This window comes from Mesorhizobium sp. M0960, assembly GCF_040319055.1.
Classification (GTDB): Bacteria; Pseudomonadota; Alphaproteobacteria; order Rhizobiales; family Rhizobiaceae; genus Mesorhizobium.
This window is the reverse complement of the sequence record NZ_JAMYNN010000002.1, coordinates 429,120-455,043: the sequence shown is the minus strand read 5'-3', so window position 1 is coordinate 455,043 and position 25,924 is coordinate 429,120. Positions and strand designations below refer to the sequence as shown.

Annotated in this window: 26 protein-coding genes, 1 tRNA gene and 1 pseudogene; 21 read left to right on the top strand and 7 right to left on the bottom strand. The window is 63.3% G+C overall.

Annotated features, from left to right (window positions below; genetic code table 11):
- The first annotated feature begins 81 nt into the window (after window positions 1-81).
- The 9 genes and pseudogenes from uxaC (at window position 82) to recQ (ending at window position 9,418) form a co-directional block, all read left to right on the top strand.
- On the top strand, window positions 82-1,491 hold the full coding sequence (uxaC, locus tag NKH63_RS07295; RefSeq protein WP_352917752.1) for a glucuronate isomerase: 1,410 nt from the start codon (window positions 82-84) through the stop codon (window positions 1,489-1,491).
- A gap of 37 nt (window positions 1,492-1,528) precedes the next feature.
- A pseudogene (locus NKH63_RS07290) lies at window positions 1,529-2,507 on the top strand (TRAP transporter substrate-binding protein).
- A 103-nt stretch (window positions 2,508-2,610) separates the two neighbouring features.
- Complete coding sequence (locus tag NKH63_RS07285; RefSeq protein ID WP_023719697.1) at window positions 2,611-3,138, top strand: TRAP transporter small permease; 528 nt, start codon at window positions 2,611-2,613, stop codon at window positions 3,136-3,138.
- Window positions 3,139-3,142: 4 nt separating this feature from the next.
- Complete coding sequence (locus NKH63_RS07280; RefSeq protein ID WP_023719696.1) at window positions 3,143-4,423, top strand: TRAP transporter large permease; 1,281 nt, start codon at window positions 3,143-3,145, stop codon at window positions 4,421-4,423.
- 9 nt (window positions 4,424-4,432) lie between these two features.
- Window positions 4,433-5,209: a FadR/GntR family transcriptional regulator gene (locus tag NKH63_RS07275; RefSeq protein WP_352480962.1), complete on the top strand. Its 777-nt coding sequence runs from the start codon at window positions 4,433-4,435 to the stop codon at window positions 5,207-5,209.
- Between the two features lie 28 nt (window positions 5,210-5,237).
- Window positions 5,238-6,095 (top strand): 5-dehydro-4-deoxy-D-glucuronate isomerase, encoded by an 858-nt coding sequence (gene kduI / locus NKH63_RS07270; protein ID WP_352814999.1) that lies wholly within the window; start codon window positions 5,238-5,240, stop codon window positions 6,093-6,095.
- On the top strand, window positions 6,092-6,859 hold the full coding sequence (kduD, locus tag NKH63_RS07265) for a 2-dehydro-3-deoxy-D-gluconate 5-dehydrogenase KduD (RefSeq protein WP_352815001.1): 768 nt from the start codon (window positions 6,092-6,094) through the stop codon (window positions 6,857-6,859). The genes kduI and kduD overlap by 4 nt, the downstream gene beginning before the upstream one ends.
- Window positions 6,860-6,882: 23 nt before the next feature.
- Complete coding sequence (locus tag NKH63_RS07260; protein WP_023719692.1) at window positions 6,883-7,221, top strand: cupin domain-containing protein; 339 nt, start codon at window positions 6,883-6,885, stop codon at window positions 7,219-7,221.
- Between the two features lie 361 nt (window positions 7,222-7,582).
- Window positions 7,583-9,418 carry a DNA helicase RecQ gene (gene recQ / locus NKH63_RS07255; protein WP_352917751.1) on the top strand — a complete coding sequence of 612 codons (1,836 nt, stop codon included), beginning with the start codon at window positions 7,583-7,585 and terminating at the stop codon, window positions 9,416-9,418.
- A 21-nt stretch (window positions 9,419-9,439) separates the two neighbouring features.
- Here recQ and NKH63_RS07250 read toward each other — a convergent pair whose 3' ends face one another.
- The gene (locus NKH63_RS07250) at window positions 9,440-9,763 is read right to left on the bottom strand and encodes a hypothetical protein (RefSeq protein ID WP_352917750.1); all 324 of its coding nucleotides are present in this window, start codon (window positions 9,761-9,763) and stop codon (window positions 9,440-9,442) included.
- Window positions 9,764-9,891: 128 nt separating this feature from the next.
- Entirely contained in the window at window positions 9,892-10,785 is an 894-nt protein-coding gene (locus NKH63_RS07245; protein WP_352917749.1) for an alpha/beta fold hydrolase, read from the bottom strand.
- 746 nt (window positions 10,786-11,531) lie between these two features.
- Between NKH63_RS07245 and NKH63_RS07240 the strand changes: the two genes are divergently transcribed.
- Together NKH63_RS07240 and NKH63_RS07235 are read left to right on the top strand one after the other, a co-directional pair.
- Window positions 11,532-12,131 (top strand): TetR/AcrR family transcriptional regulator, encoded by a 600-nt coding sequence (locus NKH63_RS07240; protein ID WP_352815004.1) that lies wholly within the window; start codon window positions 11,532-11,534, stop codon window positions 12,129-12,131.
- A 76-nt stretch (window positions 12,132-12,207) separates the two neighbouring features.
- A complete protein-coding gene (locus NKH63_RS07235; RefSeq protein ID WP_352917748.1) occupies window positions 12,208-12,783 on the top strand; it encodes a DUF308 domain-containing protein in 576 nt (191 codons plus the stop codon).
- 129 nt (window positions 12,784-12,912) lie between these two features.
- Here NKH63_RS07235 and NKH63_RS07230 read toward each other — a convergent pair whose 3' ends face one another.
- The 3 genes from NKH63_RS07230 to NKH63_RS07220 form a co-directional block, all read right to left on the bottom strand.
- Window positions 12,913-13,761 (bottom strand): DUF2182 domain-containing protein, encoded by an 849-nt coding sequence (locus NKH63_RS07230; RefSeq protein WP_352547127.1) that lies wholly within the window; start codon window positions 13,759-13,761, stop codon window positions 12,913-12,915.
- A gap of 9 nt (window positions 13,762-13,770) precedes the next feature.
- Window positions 13,771-14,409, bottom strand: a complete 639-nt coding sequence (locus tag NKH63_RS07225; RefSeq protein WP_352588206.1) for a DUF1326 domain-containing protein — start codon at window positions 14,407-14,409, stop codon at window positions 13,771-13,773.
- 431 nt (window positions 14,410-14,840) lie between these two features.
- Window positions 14,841-14,930 (bottom strand) — tRNA-Ser (locus NKH63_RS07220).
- Window positions 14,931-15,268: 338 nt separating this feature from the next.
- Here NKH63_RS07220 and NKH63_RS07215 point away from each other — a divergent pair.
- The 3 genes from NKH63_RS07215 (at window position 15,269) to NKH63_RS07205 (ending at window position 17,047) form a co-directional block, all read left to right on the top strand.
- A complete protein-coding gene (locus tag NKH63_RS07215; protein WP_352917747.1) occupies window positions 15,269-15,976 on the top strand; it encodes a 50S ribosomal protein L21 in 708 nt (235 codons plus the stop codon).
- 98 nt (window positions 15,977-16,074) lie between these two features.
- The gene (gene rpmA / locus NKH63_RS07210; protein WP_023678077.1) at window positions 16,075-16,344 is read left to right on the top strand and encodes a 50S ribosomal protein L27; all 270 of its coding nucleotides are present in this window, start codon (window positions 16,075-16,077) and stop codon (window positions 16,342-16,344) included.
- Window positions 16,345-16,459: 115 nt separating this feature from the next.
- A complete protein-coding gene (locus NKH63_RS07205; protein ID WP_352588211.1) occupies window positions 16,460-17,047 on the top strand; it encodes a GNAT family N-acetyltransferase in 588 nt (195 codons plus the stop codon).
- A 10-nt stretch (window positions 17,048-17,057) separates the two neighbouring features.
- Here NKH63_RS07205 and NKH63_RS07200 read toward each other — a convergent pair whose 3' ends face one another.
- Window positions 17,058-17,927 (bottom strand): endonuclease/exonuclease/phosphatase family protein, encoded by an 870-nt coding sequence (locus NKH63_RS07200; RefSeq protein WP_352588214.1) that lies wholly within the window; start codon window positions 17,925-17,927, stop codon window positions 17,058-17,060.
- A 171-nt stretch (window positions 17,928-18,098) separates the two neighbouring features.
- Between NKH63_RS07200 and obgE the strand changes: the two genes are divergently transcribed.
- The 5 genes from obgE to NKH63_RS07175 all read left to right on the top strand — a co-directional run bounded on the left by obgE (window position 18,099) and on the right by NKH63_RS07175 (window position 23,786).
- Window positions 18,099-19,130, top strand: coding sequence for a GTPase ObgE (gene obgE / locus NKH63_RS07195; protein ID WP_023719681.1), 1,032 nt, complete (start codon window positions 18,099-18,101; stop codon window positions 19,128-19,130).
- A gap of 2 nt (window positions 19,131-19,132) precedes the next feature.
- On the top strand, window positions 19,133-20,287 hold the full coding sequence (proB, locus tag NKH63_RS07190) for a glutamate 5-kinase (protein ID WP_023719680.1): 1,155 nt from the start codon (window positions 19,133-19,135) through the stop codon (window positions 20,285-20,287).
- Window positions 20,288-20,300: 13 nt separating this feature from the next.
- Window positions 20,301-21,587, top strand: coding sequence for a glutamate-5-semialdehyde dehydrogenase (locus NKH63_RS07185; protein WP_352917746.1), 1,287 nt, complete (start codon window positions 20,301-20,303; stop codon window positions 21,585-21,587).
- Window positions 21,588-21,836: 249 nt separating this feature from the next.
- Complete coding sequence (locus NKH63_RS07180) at window positions 21,837-22,424, top strand: nicotinate-nucleotide adenylyltransferase (RefSeq protein WP_031194203.1); 588 nt, start codon at window positions 21,837-21,839, stop codon at window positions 22,422-22,424.
- A gap of 72 nt (window positions 22,425-22,496) precedes the next feature.
- Window positions 22,497-23,786 (top strand): MFS transporter, encoded by a 1,290-nt coding sequence (locus NKH63_RS07175; protein WP_023719677.1) that lies wholly within the window; start codon window positions 22,497-22,499, stop codon window positions 23,784-23,786.
- 29 nt (window positions 23,787-23,815) lie between these two features.
- On the opposite strand, the gene NKH63_RS07170 is transcribed toward NKH63_RS07175, so the two are convergent.
- Entirely contained in the window at window positions 23,816-24,673 is an 858-nt protein-coding gene (locus tag NKH63_RS07170; RefSeq protein ID WP_023719676.1) for a mechanosensitive ion channel family protein, read from the bottom strand.
- A gap of 240 nt (window positions 24,674-24,913) precedes the next feature.
- Here NKH63_RS07170 and rsfS point away from each other — a divergent pair, with 240 nt between their 5' ends.
- Together rsfS and rlmH are read left to right on the top strand one after the other, a co-directional pair.
- Window positions 24,914-25,291 (top strand): ribosome silencing factor, encoded by a 378-nt coding sequence (rsfS, locus tag NKH63_RS07165; protein WP_023678068.1) that lies wholly within the window; start codon window positions 24,914-24,916, stop codon window positions 25,289-25,291.
- A gap of 61 nt (window positions 25,292-25,352) precedes the next feature.
- Entirely contained in the window at window positions 25,353-25,835 is a 483-nt protein-coding gene (gene rlmH / locus NKH63_RS07160) for a 23S rRNA (pseudouridine(1915)-N(3))-methyltransferase RlmH (RefSeq protein ID WP_023719675.1), read from the top strand.
- Window positions 25,836-25,924: the final 89 nt, after the last annotated feature.

The following is a 25,924-nucleotide window of genomic DNA, read 5'->3' as shown; positions in this document are numbered from 1 at the left end:
GTCATCATACAACAACCCATTTTTTGTATGTTGACATTATTTCTTTCCAACCCTACCGATGTCCGGATTGGGAGGATTTACGTGGCCGCATTGACGGATCCAGATTTGCTGTTTGCCGCCGAGGCGCCCCCGCTTTCGCTGGCCCGCGATCTCTACGCCGCGGTCAAGGACCTGCCGATCGTCAGCCCGCACGGCCACACCGATCCGCGCTGGTATGCGCTCAACGAGGCGTTTCCCGATCCGGCGCAGTTGCTGATCGTGCCGGACCACTACATTTTCCGCATGCTGTTCAGCCAGGGTGTTCGGCTTGAGGAGCTTGGCGTGCCGACGCGTGACGGTTCGCCGGTGGAAACCGACGGCAGAACGATCTGGCGGCGCTTCGCCGAGCATTATTACCTGTTCCGCGGCACGCCGACCCGGCTGTGGTTCGACCATGTGCTCGCCCATCTGTTTGGTATCGACGAGCCGCTGAATGCCAAGACGGCCGACCGCCACTACGACACGATCGCGACGCTGCTGCAGTGGGAGAATTTTCGCCCGCGAGCGCTGTTCGAGCGCTTCAACATTGAGGTCATCGCGACGACCGAAGGCGCGCTCGACGATCTCAGATGGCACCAGATGATCCGCGACAGCGGCTGGGAGGGCCGCGTCGTCACCGCCTATCGGCCGGATGCGATCGTCGATCCCGACTTCGAAGGCTTTTCGGCCAATCTCGACCGGCTTGGCGAGATCACCGGCTGCGACACCGGCAATTGGGCCGGCTATCTCGATGCGCATCGCCAGCGGCGCGCCTTCTTCAAGAGCTTTGGCGCGACTTCCTCCGATCACGGCCATCCGACGGCCGAAACCGCCAATCTCTCGGATGCCGCCGCCGAGGAGCTGTTCAACCGCATCCGCCGGGGCTCGAACGACGAGCGCGAGCGAAAGCTGTTTCGCGCCCAGATGCTGACCGAGATGGCCAAGATGAGCCGTGACGACGGGCTGGTCCTGCAAATCCATCCCGGCTCCTGGCGCAATCATTCGCCGGCTGTCTTTCAGAAGTTCGGCAGGGACAAAGGCTTCGATATCCCGACTCGAACCGATTATGTGACGGCGTTGAAGCCGCTGCTCGACTGTGTCGGGCTGGTGCGCGATCTCACCATCATTCTCTTCACCCTCGACGAGACCAGCTATGCGCGCGAGCTGGCGCCGCTCGCCGGTGTCTACCCGGCATTGAAGCTCGGGCCGGCCTGGTGGTTCCACGACAGCCCCGAAGGCATGCGCCGGTTCCGCGAGATGACCACCGAAACGGCCGGTTTCTACAACACCGTCGGTTTCAACGACGACACCCGCGCCTTTCCATCCATACCGGCCCGCCATGATGTGGCGCGCCGGGTCGATTGCGCATATCTGGCGCGTCTCGTCGCCGAGCATCGGCTCGGCGAGGACGAGGCGCACGAGCTGGCGCAGGAACTTGCCTATACGCTCGCGAAAAAGGCGTACCGGCTCTAACGGCGCTTGCCGCCATCGTTCAAACGGGAGGAAACCAATGCTGCATTTTTCAAGACGGGCGGGAGCTACGCTACTTGCCGCCGCACTGCTGGCCGGAACGGCAAGCGCCCAGACGGTCCTGCGCTCGTCTGACACACACCCGGACGGCTATCCGACGGTCGAGGCGGTCAAATATTTCGGCGAGCTCGTGAAAGAGCGCACGGCCGGCCGCTATGTGGTCGAACTCTATCCTTCCGCGCAACTCGGCGAGGAAAAGGACACGATCGAGCAGGTGCGCACCGGCGTGATCGATCTCAACCGCGTCTCGATGGCGCCGTTCAACGGGCTCATCCCGGAGACCACCGTACCCTCGCTGCCCTACATCTTCCGTTCGGAAGACCATATGCACAAGGTCATGGACGGGGCGATCGGCGACCAGATCGCGGCGGCGTTCGACCAGGTCGGGCTGGTGCTGCTCGCCTTTTTACGATGGCGGCTCGCGCTCCTTCTACAATTCGAAGAAGCCGATCAACACTGTAGCCGACATGGCCGGCATGAAGTTCCGCGTCATCCAGTCCGACATCTTCGTCGATATGGTGGCGGCACTCGGCGCCAACGCGACGCCGATGCCGTATGGCGAGGTGTATTCGGCGATCGAGACCGGGGTGATCGACGGTGCGGAGAACAATTTTCCGAGCTACGACACCGCCAAGCACGCGGAAGTCGCCAAATACTATTCGCTCGACGAGCACACGATGGTGCCGGAAGCCTTCGTCATGGCGAAGTCGAGCTGGGACAAGCTGACGCCGGAAGACCAGGCGATCTTCAAAGCGGCCGCCAAGGAGAGCGTCGCCAAGCAGCGCGAGCTGTGGACCGCCAAGGTCAAGGAATCGCGCGCCAAGGTCGAGGCGGCCGGTTCGCAGATCACGACGCCGGATAAGCAGCCCTTCATCGACGCGATGGGCCCGGTCTACGAGAAGCACGTCAAGGACGACAAGCTGAAGGCCATGGTCGAAGCCATCAAGGCCGTGCAGTGATCAAGCGGCGGCGCGGACATCCCGCGCCGCCGTCCTCTTGCGGAGAAAACCGGTGACTTCCAGCCTAAAACCAAGACCGCTCCTGTCCGGCGTCGCGCAAGTGATGTCGCGCGTCAGCACGGCGGCGCTGTCGATCGCCGGCATCGGGCTGGTGCTGATGACCGCCTTCGTCGCCTGGCAAGTGTTCGGCCGCTATGTTCTGAATCGTTCGCCGAGCTGGACCGAGCCGGGCTCGGTGATGCTGATGAGCTGGTTCATTTTCCTCGGCGCTGCCGTCGGCGTGCGCGAGAACTATCATCTCGGCTTCGACGTCCTGCTCTACGTGCTGCCAAAAGGCGGCAAGCGCTGGCTGCGGATGATTTCGGACCTCGTCGCGCTCGCCTTCGGCATCGGCATGATCTGGTATGGCAGCCAGCTGGTCGCATTGACCTGGGGCTCTGTCTTGCCGTCACTCGGCATATCGGGGGGCTGGGACTATGTCCCGCTTGTCGCGGGAGGCGCGCTCATCGTGCTCTTCACGCTGGAGCGCATCGTGCTTCGCCTCTCCGGCGCGCCGATCGACGATGCCCTCGATGAATTGCCGCCGGCCGAAGTCGCAGCCGAACTCGACACCGCCAACGTGAAGGTCTGACGCCATGGAACTGTGGATTCTCTTCGGCGTCTTCACCCTGCTGATGCTTATCGGCACGCCGATCGCTTTCTGCCTCGGCGTCGCAAGCCTGGCCACCGTCCTCTATATGGGCCTGCCGCCGCTGATCGTCTTCCAGCGCCTGAATTCCGGCATGAGCGTCTTTTCGCTGCTGGCCATTCCGTTTTTCATCTACGCCGGCGACTTGATGGTGCGCGGCGGCATCGCCAGCAAGATCGTTGCCTTCGCCGGCTCGCTCGTCGGCCATTTGCGCGGCGGCCTCGGGCAGGTCAACATCGCGACCGCTACACTATTCGGCGGCATTTCGGGCTCCGCGGTGGCGGAGGCAGCCGCGGTGGGCGGCCTGATGATCCCGCAGATGAAGGCGCGTGGATATGGAGCGGACTACGCCGTCAACGTCACGTCGATGGCGGCGCTGATCGCGCTGCTGCTGCCGCCGTCGCACAACATGATCATCTACGCGATCTCGGCAGGCGGAAAGATCTCCATCGCCGATCTGTTCACGGCCGGCATCATCCCGGGCCTGCTGCTGGCCCTGTCACTGATGGTCACCGCTTATTTCGTGGCGCGCTCCCGCGGCTATCCGACCGAGCCGTTTCCGGGCTTCACCGCGGTCGCGCATCTTTTCGCCGTCGCGGTGCCCGGCCTGCTGCTGATCGCGATCATCTTCGGCGGCGTACGATCGGGCGTCTTCACGGCCACCGAGAGTTCCTGTATCGCCGTCATCTATGCGCTGCTCGTGACTGTCTTCGTTTACCGGCAGATGACCTGGGAAGGGTTCGTTCATGCCACCCATGGCGCCGTGCGCACCACGGCCATGGTGCTGCTTATCATCGGCATGGCGGCGGCATTCTCGTGGCTGATGGCCTTCCTGAAAGTACCGGCAGCGCTGATAGCCTCCATGAACGCGATCTCGGACGATCCGCTGGTCGTGCTTCTGCTGCTCAACCTCTTGATGCTGTTCCTCGGCACGTTCATGGACATGGGGCCGACGATCATCATTTGCACGCCGATCTTCCTGCCCGTGGCGCAGGCCTACGGCGTCGATCCGGTGCATTTCGGCGTCATCATGATCCTCAATTTCGGCATCGGGCTGAACACGCCGCCGGTGGGCGCAGTGCAGTTCGTGGCGTGTGCCGTGGGCAAGATATCCGTCTGGGAATCGATGCGCTCGATCTGGCCGTTCTATGGCGCAGGCCTCGTGGTGCTGGCGCTCGTCACTTACATTCCAGCCATTTCGCTATGGCTGCCGAGCGTCTTCAAATAGGGGTGCGACATGGCATCGGACACCGCAGTCGGGCTCCGCGTCGAACGAAGACCGAAGCTTTCGGAAACCGTCGTCGCGGCGATCCGCAAGCAGTTGCAGGCGGGCGAGATCCAGCCTGGGCAAAAGCTGCCGACCGAGGGCCAGTTGACTGAAACCTTCGGGGTCAGCCGCACCGTGATACGCGAGGCGCTGGCCAAGCTCGCCGCGGACGGCCTGGTCGAACCGCGCCAAGGCGCCGGCGTCTTCGTCACCGAGCATATCTCGACAGCGTTCGGTGCTCTGGCAGCAGAGATGGGCAGCAAGGATTCGATCGCCCTCAACGTGCTCGAAGTCAGGTTGGCCATCGAGATCGAATCCGCCGGGCTCGCTGCCCTCCGCCGTAACGCCGCACAGGAAGCGGCGATCCAGGAGGCCTTCTTCGAGTTCGAACGGCTGCTCCTCAACAGCGAGCCGACGGGACCGGCCGACCTCGCCTTCCACCGCGCAATCGCCAGCGCCACCAACAATCCGTTCTATGTCGAGATGCTCGATGTGCTCGGCCGGCGCGCTATCCCTTGCGATGTGACCTCGCCCTGGTCGACCGAATTCGCGCAGTCCGATGCCTACCAGCGCGGCCTGCAGCGCGAACACCTGATGATCCTCAATGCCATCTCGGCAGGCGATGCCGAGGCGGCACGGGAGGCGATGCGCGCGCATCTCGGTGCCAGCCAGCAGCGCTATCGCGAACGCCTGCACGCGCGTCAGGTGTTTTATGCCGACTCGGTCAAGGCCGCGGCAACTGAATAAGCAATTGAGGCAGCTCCATGGGACAGCAATGAATCACACTGACAATCATACGGATTTCACCTCGCGCTTTGCCATCGATCCTGTTTCTGCCGCGGCGATGGGCACGGACGAACTGCGTCACAATTTTCTGATCGAGGACTTGTTCCAGCCAGGCCGTATCGGCCTGACCTACACCCATTACGACCGCATGATCGTCGGCGGTGCCATGCCCGCCGGCGCGCCGCTGCCGCTGCAGGCGATCAAGCCAACCGGGACCAAGAATTTTCTCGACCGCCGCGAGATGATCATCGTCAACATCGCCGGTGCAGGCGTCGTGAAAGCCAGCGGCCAATCCTACGAGCTGCAGGCGCGCGACATGCTCTATCTAGGCATGGGCACCGATGAGGTGTCGTTCGCTGCCACCAATCCGGCTGAGCCGGCTAAGTTCTACCTGCTCAGCGCGCCGGCGCATCAGAGCCATCCCAACCGGCTGATCCGCATCGGCGATGCCAAGCGGCTCGATCTCGGCAGCCAGGCGACCTCCAACGAGCGCTCGATCTTTCAGTTCATCCATGCCGACGGCGTGAAGACCTGTCAGCTGGTCGTCGGCATGACCCAGCTTGCCCCCGGTTCGGTCTGGAACACCATGCCGTGCCATGTGCATGACCGGCGCATGGAGGCCTATCTCTATTTCGACCTGCCGGAGACGGCGCGGGTGTTTCACTTCATGGGCGAACCGGACGAAACGCGTCATCTCGTCGTGCGCAACGAGGAGGCGGTGCTGTCGCCGGGATGGTCGATCCATTCGGGCGCCGGCACCTCGAACTACGCCTTCATCTGGGCGATGGCCGGCGACAATCTCGACTATACCGATGTCGACCTGGTGGCGATGGAGGAGCTCAAGTGAGCGACCTCTCGGCCTTCAGCCTTGCCGGCAAGCGTATCCTCGTCACCGGCGCCAATACCGGCATCGGCCAGGGCATCGCCGTGTCGATCGCGCGTGCCGGCGGCGCGGTCGTCGGCGTCGGTCGCTCGGCGATGGACGAGACGGCGGAGAAGATTGCGGCGGCCGGCGGACGCTTCGAGGCGGTCCGCTGGGACCTTGGCGATGATGCCGCCGCCCAGGCGATGCTTGACCGCGTCTGGGACGATACGGGGCCGCTCGACGGCCTGGTCAACAATGCCGGCATCATCCGGCGTGCCGATGCGGTCGACTTGACCGAAGCCGACTGGGACGACGTCATCGGCGTCAACCTCAAGACGGTGTTCTTCCTCAGCCAGAGTTTTGCCAGGCGCGTGCTTGCCGACCCGGGACGGCGTGGCAAGATCGTCAACATCGCTTCGGTGCTGAGTTTTCAGGGTGGCATCCGCGTCGCCTCCTACACCGCCTCCAAACATGGCGTGCTCGGCATCACCCGACTGCTCGCCTGCGAATGGGCGGCAAAGGGCATCAACGTCAACGGCATTGCGCCAGGCTATATCGAGACCAACAACACCGAGGCGCTGCGTGCCGATCCCGACCGCAGCGCTTCGATCCTGGCGCGCATTCCGGCCGGGCGCTGGGGCGCGCCGGAAGACATCGGCGACGCAGCCGTCTTCCTGCTGGCGCCGGCGTCGAACTATATGCACGGCGCGGTGATGCCGGTGGACGGTGGCTGGCTGGCGCGATGAACAACAAAGATGAGAGTTTGGCGATGACCGGAACCAAGATCTTCTCGCATGCCGGCGAGGGTGCGTGGACGCCGACGCCGGATGGCAACCGCAGGCGCGTGCTCCTGCACACGGACGAACTGATGATGGTCGAGTTCGCCTTCGACAAGGGCGGCGTCGGCGCGCTGCATTCGCATCCGCATGTCCAGGCGAGCTACGTCGCCGAAGGCCGCTTCGAGGTCACCATCGACGGCAGGACCGAGATCTTGGAAACCGGAAGCAGCTTCATCGTTCCTTCCAACCTGGTCCATGGCGTCAAGGCACTGGAGGCGGGACGACTGGTCGACAACTTTACGCCGCCCCGCGCCGATTTCCTCGACTGAGCTGCGGGCCCGAAGATCAGGCTGTCAGTTCTCGGAACGAAAAACCCGCGCCTCCGGAGAGACGCGGGCGTGTTGCCTGGGCGCTTGTGGCGCCGCGGTACTCAAACATCACCGCAGAACCTGAACCTGCCGAATGATGGTGAAGATAGGATTAACCGCTCCGAGGCGGCGCGATATTCACAGCTAAGGCGAATAGGGGCTGGAACGACGGTCTGATATCGGCCAATGAGAGAGAAGTTCGCTTCAGGCGGTGCCGAGGACAGGACCAGAGGGGTCAATAAATGTTCGAATCTGCTGTCCAGGCAATCACCCGGCGATTCGCCGGGGAATTTCGGCAGGTCGTATCCCCGAAAGTTCTGTAATGCAGATTGCGGCGAGCATCCCGGCAGAGGATTCCAAGCGGCGCGTCCTGAAGGATGTCTTCGGCTTCGATGATTTTCGTCTCGGCCAGGCGGCCGTGATGGAGGCGCTGCTGGCCGGGCATCATGTACTGGCCGTCATGCCGACGGGTGCGGGCAAATCGCTCTGCTACCAGGTCCCGGCGCTGGTGCTGGGCGGGCTCACCATTGTCGTTTCGCCGCTGGTAGCGCTGATGCAGGACCAGGTCGCCGCATTGCGCCTTGCCGGTGTGGCGGCCGATACGATCAATTCCTCGCTCGACCGCGATGCCAATGTCGCTGCATGGCGCCGCGTCGCGGCAGGGCAGACACGGCTGCTCTATCTTGCGCCGGAGCGGCTGATGACCCCGCGGATGCTCGAGGCGTTGACCAAGCTCGATGTCCGGCTGATCGCCATCGACGAGGCACATTGCATCTCGCAATGGGGACCGGTGTTCCGGCGCGAATACGAAGAATTGTCGCGGCTGCGCGGCATCTTCCCCGATGTGCCGATCATTGCGCTGACGGCGACTGCGGACGAGACGACGCGCACCGACATTGCCGCGCAACTGTTCGACGGGCGCATCGATACCGTGGTGCTCGGCTTCGACCGACCGAACATCAAGCTAAGCATCGAGCCCAAGCAGGACAGCAAGCGCCAATTGCTGAATTTCGTGCAGCGCCATGCCGGCCGAAGCGGGATCGTCTATTGCCTGTCGCGCAAAAAGACCGAAGAGATGGCGGCGTTCCTCGAGCGGAACGGCGTACGCGCGCTCGCCTATCATGCCGGCATGAGCAAGGACGCGCGTGAAGCGCATCAAAACGCTTTCATGACCTTGTCCGGGGTGGTGATGGTGGCGACCATCGCCTTCGGCATGGGGATCGACAAGCCGGACGTCGCCTATGTCTTCCACACCGACCTGCCGGGCAGCTTGGAAGCCTACTATCAGGAAATCGGGCGGGCGGGCCGCGACGGGCGGGCGGCCGAGGCGCATATGCTCTTCGGTCTCGGCGACATCCGTATGCGCCGGCTTTTCATCGACGACGAGGGCGCACCGGCGGAGCACAAGAGGCGCGCGCATGGCCGGCTCGATACGTTGATGGGCTATTGCGAGACGGCGCAGTGCCGCCGCCAGATCCTGCTTGGCTATTTCGGCGAAAGTGCTTCGCCTTGCGGCAATTGCGACAACTGCCTCGACCAGGCGCCGCATGCGGATGGCGACGCCGAGGCGCGGATCATCCTGGCGGCGATCGCACAGACCGGCGAGCGCTTTGGTGCCGCCCATGTCGTCGATGTCCTGCTCGGCCATGAGACCGAGAAGGTCCTGGCCAGGAACCACCACAGGCTTGCCAGCTTCGGCACCGGTGTGGCGCATAAGAAGAATCTCTTGATGTCGCTGCTCCGCCAACTCGTCGCGGGAGGGTTCCTGACATTGGACTCAGCCGGCCATGGCGGCCTCGTCATTGCCGAAAAGGGCCGTGCGCTGGCCCGGGGCGAGGCCTCGTTCCGGTATCGCGTGGATGCGCGCCAGTCATCGCGAGGCAAGATACGTCCTGAGGATACCGCAGCAGGCACGGAAGGTCTGGATTCGGCACTGCTGGCCGCGCTCAAGGGGGTACGGCTGCGTCTTGCCCGGGAACGCCAAGTGCCGGCCTTCGTGATCTTTTCGGATCGTACGCTGATCGATATGGCCGAACGCTGCCCGCGTGATCTGGACGCCTTCGCCGCGGTCAACGGCGTCGGCGCCGCCAAGCTCAAGGATTTCGGCGAGATATTCCTCGGCGCGATCGCTGCGCATCAGTCCGGTGTGGCGGGCTGAAGACCCACTTCAGTGACGCAATCAGCACCTGCTTCGTCTCGCCGCCACAATCGCAGCCTCCTGCTGCCGCAAGCGCTCGATCTTCGCGCTCTGGCGGGCAGCGACGGTCGAGGCGACACGCTGCCCTCCCCACAGCCAATCCGGAATGTTGGTGTGGACGACTTTGCCGCGAGCGATGGCTGTTGCCGACATCTCGTCAGCGACCGTGCCGATCGCCACGTTGAGCTCGACGCAACTCATCTTGTCGTATTTCGCAGCATCAAAGGATGCAGGCAAAGGCGATGCACAACTTCCGACAAACATCAGGCTGCATATCACAGGCGTGGCCATGGAGATCGGCTTCATTCTCTTATCAAGCACGTTGATGCCGGACAGACGAATATCGGAGGATGCTCGACCTGGGGCCGCGAAGCACTCCCGAGGTTCCGCGTAACTGAAGCATGTGACCTCTACAACCCTCTGTCCTGACCGTCCTATTTGTCCTCGAAGAATTCCGAGAGAACCGCTGCTATCGTGTCGGGGTGCTCTTCTGGGAAAAAGTGCCCGCCTTGGACAGCGCGTCCTTCCACTCTGTCAGCCCATTTCCTCCAGATAGCCAGCGGCCCGCCTTCTTGCGCATACCAGTTCTCCAGGGCGCCTTCGCCACTCCATAGCGCCATTAGCGGGCACTCGATGCGACGACCGTTTGCCTGGTTCAGCGCGTCATGTTCACGATCGATCGTCGCAGCGGCGCGATACTCTTCGCAGATCGCATGAATATGCGCGGGATCGCGAAGCGCATCAACATAGGCGTCCCTGACCTCTTTGGAGCCCATTTTCGTCGACGATCCCCATTGCGTTATTGCATCGTCGACGACTGCATCGGGAGCCGCGCCGATCAGACGTTCCGGCAGGGGCTCCGGCTGGGCAAGCAGGCTCCAGGGCCAGAAGCCGAGCGCCAGCCTGGCATCCGCCCGATCCCATGTTGCGGCGGTGGGGACGATGTCGAGGACGGCGATTTTGAGCACTTTGTCGGGATGGTCGAGCGCCAGGCGATAGGCAACCCGCCCGCCGCGATCATGCCCGGCAACCATGAACCGCTCAAACCCCAGCTGCTTCATGGCTTGAACCATGTCGCCGGCCATGGCGCGCTTGGCGTATTGGCTATGATCGGCAGAGGAAACCGGGCATCCGCTTTGGCCATAGCCTCGAAGGTCGGCGGCGACCACCGTGAAGCGGGGCGCCAAGGCTGCGGCGATATCCCTCCACATCAGATGCGTCTCTGGAAAACCGTGAAGAAGCAGCAGCGGCGGACCGGTGCCACCGACCCTTGCGAAAATGGTCGTATAGTCCAGTCGCAAGCTGGTGGCTCTGAAACCTGCAAACACCGTCAGCCTCCTCCGGCGCGCCGTCAGACAAACTCTCTAAGGGCGCTAACGGTCGCCTGAGGCGAAAACCCCGGCCGCGATGGCCAGGGTTCAAGCCGGCCAGTTGCTAGAATCGAAACCAGACCCAGACGCGCCTGCGGAAGCACCGTCTGCGCCGATAGCCGTTTCGCCAGTAAACGCGACATACCCTTCTCCAAGCGCGCCGGCGGCGCCGACGCGGCCGGTGCCACCGGCGATGATAGACTGGTTGCAACTCTGCTTGAGTTTCGTCGTCGTCGAAGGTCTCGACATCCGGCGCCTCGAGTTCATCGAGAATGCCGCTTCTGGCAGTTGGAACGCCGGCCACTGCGTTGATTGGCCGAACTGTGCTTGCAAGGGCCGCGGCCCCGGCAATGCCAAACATTCCTGTCAAAAATAGTCGCCGATCCATGGAAACCTCCCGATCTCAACCAGCGATAGAGCAAGGGCTAACGATGGGGAGATAGCGCGGTCGGTGCAAACGCCCAGATCCGCGCGGCGATTAGCCGTGGTCCGGTCGGCCGGAGGGTGTTGCCTTCTCGTCGAAGTGGGACGGCTACTTCGATCGACAAACACCGGACGCTTTTTTGAATTGATCGCGGCCGAGACACAAGGAACATCGACTAACGTCTACGCCATAGCCACCCAATTCCACGCTACTGCTCTCTCTTTGGTCGTTGCGTTGCAAGAGGGCTTGACTGCCATCCTACCAGAAGGTAGGTAAGGGCATGGGCAACGCGTCTACTACCTCCGACGACATCCTGGCTTGTGCGCGTTCTCTGATCGTCGCTGGCGGCTACAACGGTTTCAGTTATGCCGACATCGCTGATGTGGTCGGGATTCGTAAGGCGAGCATCCATCACCATTTCCCAAGCAAGGTCGATCTGGTCCGAACGCTGGTTGCGCGGTATCGGGAAGAAGCTGAAGCGGGGATGGCGAATCTCGAACTTCAGGTCTCCGATCCGCTCGAACAGCTTCAGGACTACGCTGGCTATTGGGAAGTCTGCATCGCGGATGCCAGCGCTCCGTTTTGTATCTGCGCGCTGTTGGCAAGCGAACTCCCCGTGCTGCCCGAGGAAGTTGGCCTTGAGGTCCGGGCGCATTTCCGCTCCCTGTCGGCTTGGCTGACATCCGTGCTGGAGCGCGGTGCGCGGCTCGGCCGATTTCAACTGATGAGTACCCCTCGTGCCGAGGCTGAAGCGTTCATGGCGACTGTCCACGGCGCGATGCTTTCGGCACGGGCCTATGGCGATCCGAAGATATTCGCCGTCGTGACACGCCCGCTCCTGGAGCGGCTCGCTCCGCGTTCCCTCCAGATACAATCCTAAGATCTCAACTAACCATAGCCGTAACGGCTCTGCGACGTTCGTCGAGAGCCCTACCTACTAGTCGAAAGGACATCCAATGACGGTTCACAATAGCGATCTTTCCCGCGCCAGCCAGAAACAATGGCTCAAGCTCTATTACTTCGCACGGACGGCGGTCTCGGCTGTCTGGGTGGCGGCTGCCTTTACAGTGGGACAGAATTCCGGGGTGGCGGCGGCGGTTTTGCTCGTGGCTTATCCTGCATGGGATGCCCTCGCCAATTTTGTCGACGCATCGCGCAGCGGAGGATTGGGACAGAATCGCACCCAGACCATCAACGTCGTGGTCAGTGTGGCGACAACGCTCGCGGTCGTTGTTGCGCTGAAGATGAGCATGAATTGGGTGCTCGGGGTGTTCGGCCTATGGGCGATCCTGTCTGGCCTGCTTCAACTCGGCACCGCGGTCCGCCGTTGGAAGAGCTCTGGCGCGCAGTGGGCGATGATCCTGAGCGGAGGGCAATCAGCACTGGCAGGCACGTTTTTCATCGCGCAGGCGCGGATGCCGATGCCGCCATCCATCACCAACGTGGCCGGCTATGCCGCAGTAGGCGCCCTCTACTTCCTGGTTTCGGCGGTGTGGCTGAGTGTGAGCCAATTGCGGCGGAAGGCTGCATAGTCTGCCATCTTGAGCCATCACCGACCCGATCAGAGGGCTGCCAGCTGCTAGTATCGGTTCGCCAAACACAACGACCCGCCCTTATCCTTAAGGACCGATATGTTTGGAATTTCACCACCCGGCTGGGGGCTAGCCGCTCATCCAAGGCATCTCGATCGCGCCGAACGATACAGCGATCCCGAGGGCCATCAGCGCAATGCCCAAAGCAACTTCGAAGCGGCGGCCGCGCTGCAGCAGCTTCTCGACGAAGACGACCAGCGTCAACAGCAGCATCCAGGCGACGCTCATGATGCCCACCGCGACCAGCACGGCAAACAGCGCCCAGCAGCAACCAAAGCAATAGAGCCCGTGCCGCAGCCCCATCTCGAGTGCGCCAACCCGCCCGTCGCGCCAATGCTGCGCAACGAAAGCGAGCGGCGAACGGCAATGGCTGAGGCAAATGTGCTTGAGGGTCGTGAATTGGTAGAGTCCGGCGACGCCAAGCGTGATACCGAGCGCGAGCGGCGCCCATTTCGAACGCTGAGGCGGATCGAGGCTGGTCGCAAACTCGCTTCCGAACTGGACCAGGACATACACGAGAAGGCCCGCCGCCGCCCAGACGAGCATGTAACCCGCGACGAATATCCACGTCGGGATGGCAACGTGCTGTTCGCGCCTGGCCTGCGCCGCCGCGAACATAAAGATCATGGGCGCGGCCGCCGGCAGCATCATGGCAGCCATCATCACCGTCCATACAGCAAGAAAGGCGGCGGCGCCGGCAAGTGACCAGCCGTCGGCGGCAATTCCTGCCATCGCCATGCCGGCCATGCCTTCCATACCCTCCATCCCGCCGCGCACCGCAATGCCCATAGGCATATCCATGCTGAGGGTCAGCGCCCACGCCGCCGCTGTTAGCACGACGAGCGATGCGAGAACACCGAGCGGCATGCCACGCAAATTCCGGAGCCGCGACGATTTCCCGGGGAACGCGTCAGGCATCGGCACGTCCTAGTTCGGGCCGGTCCAGTCGAACGGAATGTGTTTGCTCGAGCGCGCCGTGCCCGTCCAGTCGAGCCCGAAGCCTTTGGTGCTCACCTCGACCGAACGCCCCCAGGTGGCAACCTGGCCCGGGCCGACCTCCGAGCCCGGCGGGTTGATCGTCTGCACCCGCTTGCCGGGTGGTGTTGTGGGACCTGAAAGCGCTTCCGCATGCCCGACGACGAGGCCAGGAATCTCGACCCGCCAGGTGGCAAGGTCGCCCGCCACCTCGAAAGTGATCGGCACGAACTCCATGCCACGCATCTCGCCGATGTTGGCGGCAAAACCCGCCGGCCAGCCGCCAGCCTGCCCGCCGAAGATCGCCTGCAGGGCTTCACGTTGCCGCTCGTTCGCCTTCTCGTCGAGGTACATGCCCATCACAGCCTTTGCCTCGCCGGCCCATAGATTGCCTTCGAACTCGCCGAGCGCCACCAGCGACAGGCCGTCGAGCTTCACGTCGCCATACTGACCCTCGCGTACATGCCAGGCGAGCACGCCCTGGCAGTGATTGCCGGTCGGCCGCTGGGCGAACTCGCAAGGGCAAGGGATATCGCAGCTGCAGATGTCGAACCAGTCGCCTGCAAGCCACCATTGAGGCACTGCATTCATGGCTCTTCCTCCCGGAATGTAGCGCCATTTATACGTCGAAGGCGGGGCGCACTCCAGCAGTTAGTGCATCGCTCGGTGATTTTTGGTGAACTTGCCGACCCAGACACAAGTCACCGCGTTGATCAGCAACTGCTCGCGACGGAACCCAGCCACCATCCAATGCGACCACGAAAGTGGTTTCTTGCTCCGTTCCATGTGCTCGATGAGGTCGTGGGTAGGTTCGCGACGGGTCGATCACCAAATACACGATCCAGCTGACGCTCGCTTGACCCACATTGCGAACCGACAACCTTCCGCAACACCGCTCGGTTGCTTGGTCAACGACCTAGCGGGCCAAGGGTTAACGCCGGGCTGCAATTGAGCTCCGCGGCTTCACGAGCATTTATGGCTGAGTTCGGCAGGCAAAAATCAAAAAATGAAATTAGGATCACTGGCGGAGAGGGAGGGATTCGAACCCCCGATGGGCTTGCACCCATGCCGCATTTCGAGTGCGGTGCATTCGACCACTCTGCCACCTCTCCGCGGTCATGGTCCGCCGTTGCCGGCGCGGCGCACTAGATAACGGCTGGACAGGCAGGTTACAAGGGCCAATCTGCCCCGGCGCCGCAGGTTCCCGTCCGTGCTGCGTTCAAAGCTGCGGTGCCCGATGTTCCATGTTTGCCGGACTGGGCTCAGCCCATTCGCAGCTTGCCCGCGGCGCTTGCCTTGACTCAAGCCGAACCTTCGGTTAGGGACAGCGCGCAATCGGCGTGGAGGGATCTTCCGCGCCGCTTGTTTTTTGAACCCGCAGACTGACAAAAAGACGGCCGAACCGCCTCAGGCGGTTCATCAAGGCCGACCGAACAGCGAAAGGCAAAAAATGTTCGCAGTCATCAAAACGGGCGGCAAGCAGTATCGCGTTGCCGCCAACGATCTCCTGAAGATCGAAAAACTCGAAGCCAATGTCGGCGACATCGTCGAAATCGGCAATGTGCTCGCGCATGGCGAAGGCGAGAACGTCACGTTCGGCGCGCCGTTCGTCGATGGTGCGATGGTCACCGCCGAAGTCGTCGAGCAGGGCAAGAACCGCACGGTCATCGCCTTCAAGAAGCGTCGCCGGCAGAATTCGCGCCGCAAGATCGGCCATCGCCAGCTTTTGACCACTGTCAGGATCGCCGAGATCCTGCTGGATGGCGCCAAGCCGGCGAAGAAGACCGCCGCCAAGACCGAAGCGAAGGCCGAAGTTGCCGCCAAGACCGAGGCGAAGGCTGAAGCTGCGCCGAAGGCCGCAGCCAAGGCAGAGGCTGCGCCGAAGAAGGAAGGCAAGGCCGAGACGACCGGGGACAAGGCTGCCGAAGCCGCCGCGCCGTTGTTCAAGGCGCCGAAGGGCGAGCCGGACGATCTGACGGTGATCAAGGGCATCGGCCCGGTTGCCGCCGGCCAGCTCAACGAACAGGGCATCACCACCTTCGCCCAGATCGCCAAGCTGTCCGACAAGGATGTCGCCAAGATCGACGAGCACATGCCGTTCAGCGCCGACCAGATCAAGGACTGGCGCGAGCAGGCCAAGGAATTGGCGAAGAAGTAGAACGAACTGGCGCAATCGTCGCCGGATCGGACTTGAAACGGAACGCGAACGCGTTCATAAGATCGTTTAGGCGCCTCGCGGCGCATCGGAGTAGTTAGATGGCACACAAGAAAGCTGGCGGATCGTCGCGCAATGGTCGCGACTCCCATTCCAAGCGGCTCGGCGTGAAGAAATTCGGCGGCGAAGCCGTGATTCCAGGCAACATCATCATTCGTCAGCGTGGCACGACGTGGCATCCCGGCACCAATGTCGGCATTGGCACGGACCACACGCTGTTTGCGCTGGAAGCTGGCGCAGTCACCTTCAACAAAAAAGCCAATGGCCGAACCTACGTATCGGTGAACCCGATGACGAAGGCAGCGGAGTAGCCGGTTCCGCAAGAGAACACCGGCACCCATCTCGGGACCGGTGTCTGGCCAAGCCAGGAAATGGATCAGGGGAGATGGGTTTCCATCTCCCCTTTTTCTTGCCTGGAGGACTGACATGGTTGCCGAAGCGGAAGCGACAGACGACGAAAGTTACGCGATAGATTGCCCGGTCCTGGTCACCGAGCGGCTGGTCATGCGGACCCCGCGTGAAAGCGACATCGAGCAATTGGTGGCGCTCGCCGATAACCGCCATGTCGCGGAAATGCTGGCCCGCATGCCGCATCCCTATGGCGAGGCCGAGGCACGCGCTTTCCTGGCTATGACGGCATCGCGCCGGGCCGGAATCGCCTATGCGTTGACGCTGGCCGGCACCGAGACCTTCGTCGGCTGTGCCGGGCTCAACACCACGGATCGCGGGCTGGAGCTCGGCTATTGGATCGGCGAGCCGTACTGGAAACGCGGCTACGCGACGGAGGCAGCGCACGCACTGGTCGACCTTGCCTTCCAGAGAACCACGATCCAGGTGCTGCACGCCTCGACGCGGGTGATCAATCCGGCCTCGCGCCGGGTCATCCACAAATGCGGCTTCCAGTATGCCGGCCAGGGCATGCTGAATTCGATCGTTGCCGGCCAGGTGCCGGTCGAGCGCTACCGCCTCGATCGCAAGACCTGGACCAGCCTCAGGAATTGGGTGCATTTTTGATGGATGCGGCTCACGCCATCTCGACCCAGACCGGCAAGTGATCCGAACCGGCCGCTTGCCGGTCGACCCACAGGCGCCTCAGCGATTTGGTAAGCGAGGCGCTGGTGAAGATGTAGTCGATGCGCTTGTGGCGGCTGGCATCGCCCGGCCGCTTGGGGTCGACCCAGGTGACGAGATCGGCGCCGGCCGCGCCGAGGCGCGCGGCGGCATCGACGGCGAGGTCGGCGGTCACCGGCATGCCGAATTCATGGTCAGGCTGGCCGGCGAGTTCGACGTGTTCCGGCGATCCGGCGAGCATGTTGAAGTCGCCCATGACGACGAAGGCTTCGGGACAAGGCAAGTCCGGTAAGCCGATCTCGGCGACGCCGGAGAGCCCACCGCCCTCGAGCGGGTAGTTCAACAGGCGTTCGCGCAGAAAGCGGATCTGGCTCAGGCGTTCGACCGGGCTGCGATGGTCGAGATGAGTGGAATAGAAGCGGACGAAGCCAAGCGGCGTTTCGATCAGCGCCTCCAGCGCGCCGCGCTGGAAGTTCATCGCCTCGAAACTGCGGCTGCGCGGCAAAAGGAGATTGCGCGACAGATGGATCGGCGTTCTCGACAGCACCATGTTGCCGAGCTGGAAGGTGGTCGTGATGGCGCGGCCGTTCTCCAGGCGCGATCCGGCGTCGGCTTCGAAATTGCTGCCGTAGACGGCAAAATAGTCGGGCAGCGCCTCGCCGAGCTCGGCCACCATGTCGCGGCCGCCATTCTTCGGGTTGGCGCGGGTGACCTCCTGCAGCGCGATCACGTCGGCGCCGCGCACCGCATCGGCGATGCGACCGACATCATAGCGGCCGTCGAGGCCGATGCCGTAGTGGATATTGTAAGTTACCAGCTTCATTCCGACATCTCGCGCTTGGAAAGCCGAAGATCGATTTTCGGCAAGGGTCAACCAAATGCTACGCGTCCAGAGATACGCGCGACGTTACAGTAGCAAAAACGGCCCTCGCCCTTCGACCCGCCTTGCTTTAGAGCAATCCCGCAAAGCCAATAGCAGAAACCATACAATCCGATGAAATTTCTCGATCAAGCCAAGGTCTACATCCGCTCCGGCGACGGCGGCGCCGGTTCGGTGTCGTTCCGGCGCGAAAAGTTCATCGAGTTCGGCGGCCCGGACGGCGGCGACGGCGGCCGCGGCGGCGATGTCTGGGTGGAGGCGGTCGACGGACTAAACACGCTGATCGACTATCGCTACCAGCAGCATTTCAAGGCCAAGACCGGGACGCACGGCATGGGCCGCAACATGACCGGCGCCAAGGGTGCCGACGTGACGCTGAAAGTGCCGGCCGGAACACAGGTCTTTGCCGAGGACAATGAGACGCTGATCTGCGATCTGACGGTCGTCGGCCAGCGCTTCCTGTTGGCCAAGGGCGGCAATGGCGGCTTCGGCAACCAGCATTTCAAGACCTCGACCAACCAGGCGCCGCGCCGCGCCAACCCCGGACTGCCGGGCGAAGAGCTCAATATCTGGCTCAGGCTGAAGCTGATCGCCGATGCCGGCCTGGTCGGGCTGCCCAATGCCGGCAAGTCGACCTTCCTGGCGGCCGTCACCGCGGCCAAGCCGAAGATCGCCGACTATCCCTTCACCACGCTGCATCCGGGCCTTGGCGTGGCCCGCATCGACGGGCGCGAATTCGTCATTGCCGACATTCCCGGCCTGATCGAAGGCGCGCATGAAGGCGTCGGCATCGGTGACCGCTTTCTCGGCCATGTCGAACGCACGCGCGTCCTTCTGCACCTCGTCTCGGCGCAGGAAGAAAATCCGGGCAAGGCCTACAAGACCGTGCGCGCCGAACTCGACGCCTATGGCAACGGGCTGACCGACAAGGTCGAGATCGTCGCTCTTTCGCAGGTCGACATACTCGATGCCGACGCACGCAAAAAGAAGGCCGCCTCGCTGAAACGCGCCGCCGGCCGCGCGCCGATGCTGCTTTCGGCGGTCACCGGCGAGGGCGTCGAGGCGGTGTTGCGCGCGCTGATGGCTGTGGTGGCGGAGGCGCGCGAAGCTGTCGCTGCGCCGGTCGAGACGCGCTGGAACGCATAGCCATGGCCGCGCAATCGCTGAAAAATTATCGGCGCATTGCCGTCAAGATCGGCTCGGCGCTGCTTGTCGACCGCACGACGGGCCTGAAGCGCGACTGGCTGGCCTCGCTTGCCGACGACATCGCCGTGCTGGCCAATGGCGGCGCCGAAATTCTCGTTGTGTCTTCCGGTGCGATTGCACTTGGCCGCACCATCCTCGGCCTCGGCAAGCGGGCGCTGAAGCTCGAGGAGAGCCAGGCGGCGGCCGCCGTCGGGCAGATCGCCTTGGCCGGCGCCTGGTCGGATGCGCTCGGCAAGAATGGTTTGAAATCGGGCCAGATCCTGTTGACGCTCGGCGACACGGAAGAGCGCCGCCGTTATCTCAACGCGCGGGCGACGATCTCGACGCTGCTCAAGATGAAGGCGGTGCCGGTCATCAACGAGAACGATACGGTGGCCACCTCCGAAATCCGTTATGGCGATAACGACCGGCTGGCGGCGCGCGTCGCCACCATGATGGGCGCCGACCTTTTGGTGCTGCTCTCCGACATTGACGGGCTCTACACGGCACCGCCTGCGCGTGACCCGCACGCTCGGTTCATTCCGATCGTCGACCGCATCACCCCCGACATCGAGGCGATGGCGGGTGCCGCCGCTTCGGAATTGTCGCGCGGCGGCATGCGCACCAAGCTCGATGCCGGCAAGATTGCAACCGCCGCCGGCACCGCCATGATCATCACATCAGGCACGCGGCTGTCGCCGCTGCTGGCAATCGAGCGCGGCGAGCGCGCCACCTTCTTCCGGCCGAGCAGCAGCCCGGTCAAAGGTTACAAGACCTGGATCGCCGGGCAGCTCGAACCGGCTGGCCGGCTGACCGTCGATGCCGGCGCCATCGGCGCGCTGCTCTCCGGCAAGTCGCTGCTGCCGGCCGGCGTCAAATTGGTCAGCGGCAATTTTGCGCGTGGCGACACGGTGGCGATCCTGTCGCCCGAGGGCCGCGAGATAGCGCGCGGGCTGGTTGCCTATGATGCCGCCGATGCCGTAAGGATCGCTGGGCTGAAGACGACCGAGATCGAAACCGTGCTCGGCTACGAGGCGCGTTCGGCGATGATCCACCGCGACGACCTTGTGGTGAGCCATGCCGGTGGTGAGCAAGTAGTCGGTGACCAGGTTACATAGCGGAGGATGAGCCATGCTGACGCTGCATGAAAAATCCCGGGATGACACCGTCGCGCTGATGGCCGATATCGGCCGCCGCGCGCATGCCGCGGCCCGACCGCTGGCCATCGCAGCGGCCGAGCGCAAGCACAAGGCGCTGGTCGGCATGGCTCAGGCGATCCTTCGGCATGAGCAGGATATCCTCGACGCCAACGCAATCGACATCAGAAATGGCGAGGAGGCTGGCCTATCGGCAGCGTCGATGGATCGGCTGAAGCTCGATCCCGTCCGCATCCGCGCCATGGCAGACGGCATCAGCGAGATCGCCGAGTTGCGCGACCCAATCGGCGAAATCATTGCTGGATGGGACCGGCCGAACGGGTTGCACATCGAACGGGTGCGCACGCCGCTAGGCGTCATCGGCGTCATCTATGAGAGCCGGCCGAACGTGACCGCCGATGCCGGTTCGCTCTGCCTCAAGGCGGGCAATCCGGTGATCCTGCGCGGCGGCTCGGATTCAGCGAATTCTTCCGCCGCGATCCATGCCTGCCTGGTCGAGGGGCTGAAGGCAGCCGGGCTGCCGGAGGATGCCATACAATTGGTGCCGACCACCGATCGCGCCGCCGTCGGCGAAATGCTGAAAGGGCTTTCCGGCAATCTCGAGGTCATCATTCCGCGCGGCGGCCGCAGCCTGGTCGAGCGTGTGCAGAAGGAGGCGCGGGTGCCGGTCTTCGCCCATCTCGAGGGCATCTGCCATCTCTATATCGACCGATCGGCTGATCTCGACATGGCGGTCAAGATCGCGGTCAATGCCAAGATGCGGCGCACCGGGGTGTGCGGCGCTGCCGAGACGCTGCTGGTCGACCGTACCGTCGCCGTCACGCACCTGGTGCCGATCCTGGAGGCCCTACGGGCGGCAGGATGCGAGATCCATGCCGATGCCGAGGTGCTGAGGCTTTATGCCGATGCCCAGCCCGCGACCGATGCAGACTGGGTGACCGAATATCTCGACGCGATCATCGCTGTGAAGCTGGTCGACGGCATTGGCGGCGCGATCGAGCATATCGAGACGTTCTCCTCGCATCACACCGAGGCGATCGTCGCCGAGGACGCCACAGCGGTCGACCGGTTCTTCAACGAGGTCGATTCGGCGATCCTTCTGCACAACGCCTCGACCCAGTTTGCCGATGGCGGCGAATTCGGCATGGGCGCCGAAATCGGCATCGCCACCGGCAAGATGCATGCCCGCGGACCGGTCGGCGTCGAGCAACTGACGTCGTTCAAATATCGTGTACGCGGGTCGGGACAGGTGAGGCCTTGAAGCTTTGTGTTCAAAGAACCTGAAGCCTTGCGCCCAGCCACCCCCCTCTGTCCTGCCGGACATCTCCCCCTCAAGGGGGGAGATCAGCTCTCGTTCGCGATTTCGCCAATTGCCGGGCGGGCAGAATTCAAGCTGTCATTGAAGCTGACAATCTCCCCCCTTGAGGGGGAGATGCCCGGCAGGGCAGAGGGGGGTGCCTGACGCATGCTTGCCTTGTCCGAACATGCCATATCCTCCCGTTACCTCAAGATGCCGCATGCCGGGAAAGGCGTGGCGGTCGGGCTGTTTGGCGGTTCGTTCAATCCGCCGCACGCCGGGCATGCGCTGGTCGCCGAGATCGCACTCAGACGCCTTGCTCTCGACCAGCTGTGGTGGATGGTGACGCCCGGCAATCCGCTCAAGAACGCTGGTGAACTTGCGCCGCTGGCCGAGCGGCTGCAGCTGTCTGAAAAGATCGCCAAGAACCCGAAGATCAAGGTCACCGCCTTCGAGGCGGCCCACCACGTCCGCTTCACCGCCGACACGCTGGCGTTGGTCAAGGCGCGTAACCCCGGCGTCGATTTCGTCTGGATCATGGGGGCCGATTCGCTTCGCGACTTCCACCGCTGGCAGCGCTGGCGCCGTATCGTGATGACGTTCCCGATCGCGGTGGTCGACCGGCCAGGTGCGACGCTGTCGTTCCTGTCGTCCGTGGTCGCCAAGACTTTCGACTATGCCCGCGTCGACGAAGGCGACGCACCGCGGCTCGCCCGCATGAACGCGCCGGCCTGGACCTTCATCCACGGCCCGCGTTCGTCGCTGTCGTCGAGCGCGATCCGCAATGTGGCAAAGGGCTGAGCGGGCGGAAGGCAAGTCCAGCCATGTCGCATTTGCCGCTGCCTTGACCTGCTTGATGGGCGATCCTCGGTCATGACGATTCTCGAGCGCGACCAGGACAAGAACGGTCTAGGGCAGCCGGCGCCCTCGATCGCCATTGCCAGCATCCTCTTGTCGATGGCGCTGATCGCCGTCGGCAATGGGCTCATGTTCGCCTATATCCCAGTCCGGCTCGGCGCCGAGGGCTTCGATCCGACTTGGGCGGGGCTGATCGTCACCGGCCTTTCGGCTGGCGGCCTCGCTGGCTGCATCCTGACCGGGCCGCTGGTGCGGCGTGTCGGCCATGCCCGCGTGTTCATGGTACTGTCGGCGCTGATCGTGCTGTCCAACGCCGCGGTCGGCGCCGGGCCGCACCCATTGCCATGGATCGCTGCACGGGCGCTCTACGGCTTTGCCATATGCGGCCTGTTCATTGTCGCGCAGAGCTGGCTGAACGATGTCGTCGCAAACGCCATCCGCGGCCGGGTCATGGCTATCTTCTACGTTGCCTATGTCGCCGGACTCGGCGTCGGCTATTCGACGCTGGCGTTGATCGATATCCGCGCGGCCGATGCGCCGCTGATCGGCATTGCCTTCACCGCGCTGTCGATCCTTCCCGTCGGGCTGACGCGGCTCGCGCAGCCACCGGCGCCGCAAGCGGCGTCGGTGGCGCTCGGCCGCGCCTGGCGAATCTCGCCGGTCGGCGTTGCCGGCATGCTTGCCGTCGGCGGCCTGTCGATGACGATTTCGGGTTTTGCGCCAATCCATGCCACCGCCAGAGGCTACAGCCAGGCCGACGTCGCCTTGCTGCTTTCGGCAATGCCGGTCGGCACGCTGATCCTGCAGATTCCCCTCGGCTGGATTTCCGACCGCACCGACCGGCGCTTTGTGCTGATCGCGGCGTCGGCGCTTGCCGCCGCGGCGGGCCTGTTTGCACTGGGTTTCGACGGTGGCGCTCTGGCGACGCTGCTCGTCATCTACGTGGTCTGGGACGGCGCCTCGGAATCGATCTATTCGCTGGCCAGCGCCCATGCTGGCGACCGCGCCGGCAAGGACGACATGGTGGCGCTGTCGAGCTCGCTCTTGTTTGCCTGGTCGCTGTCCGGCTTCGTCGTGCCCGGCATTGTGACCGGGCTTTCCGCCATCTATGGCACGCAGGCCTTCATCTATGTGGCAATCGTCATTGCCGCCGCCTACTGCTTGTTCGTTCTCTGGCGCGTCGGCATGGTGCGGCCCGTGCCCGCCACCGAGACCGGCAGTTTCGCGCCGATGACGGCGCAGGCGCCGTTGCCTGTCGATCTCGCCTTCGCGCCCGAAGATCAGCGCGGGCGCGGAGAGCTTTGAGGGCCATCTGCGGGCTGGCTTCAAATGCTCTATTGCTGCGTGGCTGAGGCCTCCGGCTGCGGCGCTTGCGGCGCCGGCGCCGGAATTGAAAGGCCTTCGGCATCGAACGCCTGCTTGACACTCTTGGTGAGGTCGATCTGGGCGGCGAAGAAATCGGCAGCCGCCGTCCAGTAGCGCAAGGTGATGGCGACAGTGCTGTCCCCGACAGTCGCGACAAAGGCGATCGGCGCCGGCTGCCGCCTGACGCGCCGGTCGGCGGCGGCGACACCGAGCATGGTCTTTTGCGCGAAATCGATGTCGTTCCACGAGCCGATGCTGAGCGTGATGTCGCCGCGGCGCACACCATTGCGGGTGAAATTGCGGACCGGCTGGTTCCACAGGGTCGAGTTAGGTGCAAGCACGTATACACCTTCGACCGTCCTCAGCGTTGTTGCAAACAGCCCGATCTCCTCGACGGTACCGGATATGGCGCCGACCTCGACATATTCGCCGATGCGGAACGGCCGCAGCGCCAGCAGCATGATGCCAGCGGCAATGTTCTGCAGCGTGCCTTGCAGCGCCAGACCGATGGCCAGGCCGGCGGCACCGATGGCGGCAATGATCGAAGCCGTCTGCACGCCGAACTGGCCGAGAACCATGATCACGACAAGCCCGAGGATGGCGTAGCGGACGACCTGCGAGAAGAAATGGCGGAGCGTTTCGTCGAAGCCGTGAACGTGGCCGAGGCCGGCATAGATCGAACGCTCGGCGAGGCCGGCGACGATGTAGCCGATGACCAGCAGGATGACGGCGCCGACCGCCGAAAGCGAGTAGGAGACGATCAGCGTGCTGAGTTGCGCCAGGCCGGATTGCACGGTGAGGAGGGCGTTCTGAGGATCGATCGGCATGTCGGGATTCCGGTTCGTGGATGAGCCGATAACCGCTGCGGGGCGAGGCGGTTCCGAATTTCTGGCCCGGAAAAGCCGCATATTCGGCCGTTGCCGGGCGTCTGCTTGCGAGCGGTGTCTTGAAACTGCAACCTAACTCTGCCTATCTAAGCAGTGTCACCTGATTTGAAAGGTGATTTGGTTGTTCTTGCTGCGAAAGGAAATACACTGAGAACAGCACTGCGGAAGAAGGCCGACATCGTGCCTTCGCCGGCCGGGATCAGCGTAAACGACGCCGTGTCCCGCGCCATCAAGACAGTCCTTGCCAGTCTGGAAGACTCCAAGGCCGAAAACATCGTCTCAATCGACATTCAGGGGAAATCGAGCCTCGGCGACTACATGGTCGTCGCGTCGGGCCGATCGCACCGTCATGTCTCGGCTGTCGCCGATCATCTCCTCAAGGCGCTCAAGGATGCCGGGCTCGGCACGGCGCGCGTCGAGGGGCTGGCTGGCGCCGACTGGGTCCTGATCGATTCGGGCGACATCATCGTCCATGTCTTCCGTCCCGAGGTCCGCGACTTCTACAATCTCGAAAAGATGTGGCAGGCGCCGGATCTTGAGGAAGAGACCCTCCACTGAGCCGTATTCGTCTTGATGCATGTCGTTGTGCGACACGCATCAGCGGCTCTCCGAGGCAGGGATGAAGATTACCGTTCATGCCGTGGGCCGAATGAAAGCCGGCCCCGAGAAGCAGTTGGCCGACCGCTATTTCGAGCGTTTCGCCAAGAGCGGCCCTGCCGTAGGCCTCGAATTCGCCGGGATCGCCGAGATTGCCGAAGGCCGCGCGCAGACGGCCAATGAGCGCCGGCGCGAGGAAGGCCAGAAGCTGCAGACGCACTTGCAACCGGGCACGGCGCTGATGCTGCTGGATGAGCGCGGCAAGAACCTTTCCTCCGAGGATTTCGCCGGCCGCATAAGCTTGCTGCGCGATGGCGGGCGCAAGGCGCTGGTGATCGCCATTGGCGGCGCCGACGGCCATGACCAGTCGCTGCGTGACTTGGCTGATCTGACGGTGTCGCTCGGCGCTCTGACCTGGCCGCATCAGCTGGTCCGCGTCATGCTGGGTGAGCAGCTTTACAGGGCGGCCACGATCCTTTCCGGCCACCCCTACCATCGTTCATGAAGCCGGTTCGATCAGCGAATTGACGCCAGCCGCCCGGATTTCTGCCCCAATGCTCATCGACAGTTTGGGCTCATAGGGGTTTGCGGATG